This window comes from Pseudomonas sp. (genome assembly GCF_017744435.1).
GTDB lineage: Bacteria > Pseudomonadota > Gammaproteobacteria > Pseudomonadales > Pseudomonadaceae > Aquipseudomonas.
The window spans coordinates 1-4,535 of the sequence record NZ_JAGIBG010000066.1 but is presented as its reverse complement, the minus strand read 5'-3'; the positions used below and the strand labels follow the sequence as shown (position 1 = coordinate 4,535).

Annotated in this window: 3 protein-coding genes; 1 reads left to right on the top strand and 2 read right to left on the bottom strand. The window is 62.9% G+C overall.

The genetic code is table 11. The features are described 5' to 3' along the window. Positions 1–140: 140 nt before the first annotated feature. Both aceA and J7573_RS25480 read right to left on the bottom strand, forming a co-directional pair. Entirely contained in the window at positions 141–1,466 is a 1,326-nt protein-coding gene (gene aceA / locus J7573_RS25485; protein WP_054913919.1) for an isocitrate lyase, read from the bottom strand. Positions 1,467–1,956: 490 nt separating this feature from the next. Then, a complete protein-coding gene (locus J7573_RS25480) occupies positions 1,957–2,721 on the bottom strand; it encodes a secretin N-terminal domain-containing protein (protein WP_294341335.1) in 765 nt (254 codons plus the stop codon). 220 nt (positions 2,722–2,941) lie between these two features. Here J7573_RS25480 and J7573_RS25475 point away from each other — a divergent pair, with 220 nt between their 5' ends. Continuing rightward, complete coding sequence (locus J7573_RS25475) at positions 2,942–4,384, top strand: SulP family inorganic anion transporter (RefSeq protein WP_294341333.1); 1,443 nt, start codon at positions 2,942–2,944, stop codon at positions 4,382–4,384. Positions 4,385–4,535 lie beyond the last annotated feature (151 nt).

Below are 4,535 nucleotides of genomic sequence, written 5' to 3'. Positions count from 1 at the left end.
GCCCGCTCCCACAGGATCACCACAGCCTTCGAACTGTGCGCAGTTCCTGTGGGAGCGGGCGTGCCCGCGAAAGGGCCGGTACAGGAAAAAGAAAAGCCCGGGGCTTTCGCAAGCCCCGGGCCTCGGTCAGCAACCCACTATCAGTGGAACTGCTCTTCCTCGGTCGAACCGGTCAGTGCAGTCACCGACGAAGCGCCACCCTGGATCACGGTGGTCATATCGTCGAAGTAGCCGGTGCCGACTTCCTGCTGGTGCGCCACGAAGGTGTAACCCTTGCTGGCGTCGGCGAATTCCTGCTCCTGCAGCTTCACGTAGGCGGTCATGTCGTTGCGGGCGTAGTCGTGCGCCAGGTTGAACATGCCGTGCCACATGTTGTGGATGCCGGCCAGGGTGATGAACTGGTGCTTGTAGCCCATGGCCGACAGCTCGCGCTGGAACTTGGCAATGGTCGCGTCGTCCAGGTTCTTCTTCCAGTTGAAGGAAGGCGAGCAGTTGTACGACAGGATCTGGTCCGGGTACTCCTTCTTGATGGCTTCGGCGAAGCGACGGGCTTCGTCCAGGTCCGGCTTGGCGGTCTCGCACCAGATCAGGTCGGCGTATGGGGCGTAGGCCAGGCCGCGGGCGATGGCCTGGTCGAGGCCGGCACGCACCTTGTAGAAGCCTTCACGGGTACGCTCGCCGATCACGAATGGCTGGTCGTACGGGTCGCAGTCGCTGGTCAGCAGGTCAGCGGCGTTGGCGTCGGTACGGGCCAGGATGATGGTCGGCACACCCGATACGTCGGCAGCCAGGCGCGCGGCCACCAGCTTCTGCACGGCTTCCTGGGTCGGTACCAGTACCTTGCCACCCATGTGGCCGCATTTTTTCACCGAGGCCAGCTGGTCTTCGAAGTGCACGCCGGCGGCGCCCGCTTCGATCATGTTCTTCATCAGTTCGTAGGCGTTCAGCACGCCGCCGAAACCGGCTTCGGCGTCGGCCACGATCGGCGCGAAGTAGTCGATGTAGCCGTCGTCACCTGGGTTCTTGCCGGCTTTCCACTGGATCTGGTCGGCGCGGCGGAACGCGTTGTTGATGCGCTTGACCACGGTCGGTACCGAGTCGACCGGATACAGCGACTGGTCAGGGTACATGGACTCGGCCGAGTTGTTGTCGGCGGCCACTTGCCAGCCAGACAGGTAGATGGCCTGGATGCCGGCCTTGACCTGCTGCACTGCCTGGCCACCGGTCAGGGCGCCCATGCAGTTGACGAAATCTTTTTCTGGGCGGAAGGATGGGTGGGCACCTTCGGTGACCAGCTTCCACAGTTTTTCTGCACCCTGGCGGGCAAAGGTGTGCTCAGGTTGCACGGAGCCACGCAGGCGAACGACATCAGCGGCGGTGTAGGTACGGGTCACGCCTTTCCAGCGCGGGTTCTCGGCCCAGTCTTTCTCGAGGGCTGCAATTTGCTGTTCGCGTGTCAGTGCCATGGAAATAAACCTCGTCGCATCGATCTTGGGTTAATTGTGCTGATGCTCGGGGCCGATCAGGGACCTGGCGGCTGTCCTGTCCGGGGGAGTGCGGCGGCGAACGCGAAGGCTCGAAGGGGAAGGAGGTGCAGGTCAGGCGCAGGAGTGCTCCGGCAGGTCGGCTCGTGGTTGCCTTGCTGCGGTGCTACGCGATTGCCAGAACTGCGGTGATGCGCTTCCGTCCCTCGGGACAACTTCTTCGTTGCAGTCGCAATCCCGTCGAACCGCCTTGTGGGCCGTATAGACACGAGGTGCCTCCGGGGGTGGGAGGAGTACGCCTCGAAGGCCCTTGCCAGGGCCCCTGATTAGCGGGAGCGAGGCCATCATGCCCTTGGGAAAAAGACCCTGTCAACGGTTTTGTAGTGCTTTTTTCTACTTACTACATCTTTGGTCTAGTGCGACCTGGCGGTCAGTTTCAAGGCCTTTGGTCGAGGCCTTGAATTGCCTGAGGTCAGTCCAGAAGGTCGACTTTGACGCGCACAGTCATGTTTTCGCCCCGTTGCGTGCTGTAGGTGCGGCTTGAGGGGTTGCGCTCGGCTTGGCTCTGCTGGTTGTAGCCGGCCAGGGTGATCCACTCACCGAGCCTTCCACTGATTGTCGTGTCGGTACTTTGCACTTTCACTACATCGGCACGTTCCTGGCTCATTCGGTCATTATTGGTGCTTATTTGCAGACGAACCGTGTCGCCGCTCAGGCTCGGCGTGACGTAGAAACCCTGGGTCACATTGCGGTATTCGGTGTTGCTCTGGATGCGTCCGTAGCCATCGGTGCTGGTGCTGGTAATCGGGATGCTCTGGCCGATCTGGATCAGCGCGGGTTGGCCTTCGCTGGCCTGGATTTGCTGCAAACCGCCGTCGCGGTTGCTGGTGCCGTAGCGGATGACCTGGCCATCGCCGCGGTTGTCCTGGTAGTTGCTGTCATTGTTGTCGACGCTGATCAGCAGGCGTTTTGGGGCGGTGTCCAGCTGTTGCAGCAGGGCGCGCAGGTCGTCGATGCGCTCGGGGCTGGCATTGACGATCAGCTTGTTCTCGAAGGCGCTGACCGTGCCGTCGCGGCCAATGAAGGCCTGGGCGGCAGGCAGCAGTTCGGCGCTGCTGCGATGCTGCAGGGGCACCACTTCGGTGGCGGCCTGGGCGGTGAGGCTGGCGGCCAGCAGCAGGGCAGTGAAGAGGGGGCGTAGCGGCATGTCCATGATCTCCGCAGGTGGAATCAACATGATGGCAAATTTGTCATGGTTTTGCCGGGCCTGGATCACAGCGCGGGTCGCTTCCGGCAAGGCTTTTATCCTCAATTATCCGGCGAACTATAAATAATGGTTCGCCGGATAATTGAGGATAAAAGCCTTGCCTGTGCGGTGGCCGCTGTCAGACAAATTCCGTAACATCGCGCCCCTTGTTTTTCCGTACTGTCCGCCCGGACCGCACCACAGGATGCCCATGAAACCCGCCCGACTACGCGCCGACCTGCTCGCCGGCCTGACCACTTCGTTCGCCCTGGTGCCCGAGTGCATCGCCTTCGCCCTGGTAGCCCACCTCAACCCATTGATGGGGCTGTATGGCGCCTTCATCATCTGCACCCTGACGGCGTTGTTCGGCGGCCGCCCGGGGATGATCTCCGGTGCCGCAGGTTCCATGGCGGTGGTGATCGTCGCCCTGGTGGTGCAACACGGGGTGCAATACCTGCTGGCCACGGTGCTGCTGGGCGGGGTGGTGATGATCCTGTTCGGCCTGCTGCGCCTGGGCAAGCTGGTGCGGCTGGTGCCGTACCCGGTGATGCTCGGCTTCGTCAACGGCCTGGCGATCGTCATCGCCATGGCCCAGCTCGAGCACTTCAAGGACGGTGAGCACTGGCTCAGCGGCGCGCCGCTGTACCTGATGATCGGCCTGGTGGCGCTGACCATGCTGGTGGTCTACGTGCTGCCGAAGTTGACTCGTGCGGTGCCACCGGCACTGGTGGCGATCCTCGGGGTTGGCGTGCTGGTGTACCTGCTTGACCTGCCGACGCGCACCCTCGGCGACATGGCGCACATTGCCGGCGGCCTGCCACAGCCGGCCCTGCCGCAGGTGCCGTGGAACCTGGAAACCCTGAAGATCATCGCCCCTTACGCGGTGCTGATGGCCATGGTCGGCCTGCTGGAAACCCTGCTGACCCTCAACCTGACCGATGAAATCACCGAGAGCCGTGGCTACCCGGACCGCGAGTGCGTGGCCCTGGGGGCGGCCAACATGATCTCCGGCCTGTGCGGTGGCATGGGTGGCTGCGCGATGATCGGCCAGACCGTGATCAACCTCAGCTCCAACGGCCGCGGCCGGTTGTCGGGCGTGGTGGCCGGGGTGATGATCCTGCTGTTCGTGCTGTTCCTGTCGCCGCTGATCGAGCGCATTCCGCTGGCGGCGCTGGTCGGGGTGATGTTCGTGGTGGCCCAGCAGACCTTTGCCTGGGCCTCGCTGCGGGTGCTGCACAAGGTGCCGGTGAGCGATGTGCTGGCGATCATCGCGGTGACCGTGGTGACGGTGTTCACCGACCTGGCCACGGCGGTGCTGTTCGGTATCGTCATCGCGGCAGTGAACTTTGCCTGGCAGCATGCCCGCGAGCTGTACGCCGACAGCCACGAGGATGGGGAAGGGGGCAAGCATTACCAGGTGCATGGCACGCTGTTCTTTGCCTCGACCACGCCGTTTCTCAATCAGTTCGACCCCGCCAATGACCCGGCCAAGGTCACCCTCGATTGCCAGCATCTGAGCTTTGTCGATTATTCGGCGATTGCGGCGTTGAAGACCTTGCGTGAGCGTTATGCCAAGGCCGGCAAGCACCTGCGTGTGGTGCACCTGTCGGAGCGCTGCAAAAAACTGCTGAAGCGGGCTGGCGAGCAGCACTGACTATCGTTGTGGCCTGCACCGGCCCCTTCGCGGGCACGCCCGCTCCCACAGGGAATATGCGATTCCTGTGGGAGCGGGCGTGCCCGCGAAGGGGCCGGTGCAGGCCACAACGATAGTCAGTGCTGCTCGCCAGCCCGCTTCAGCAGTTTTT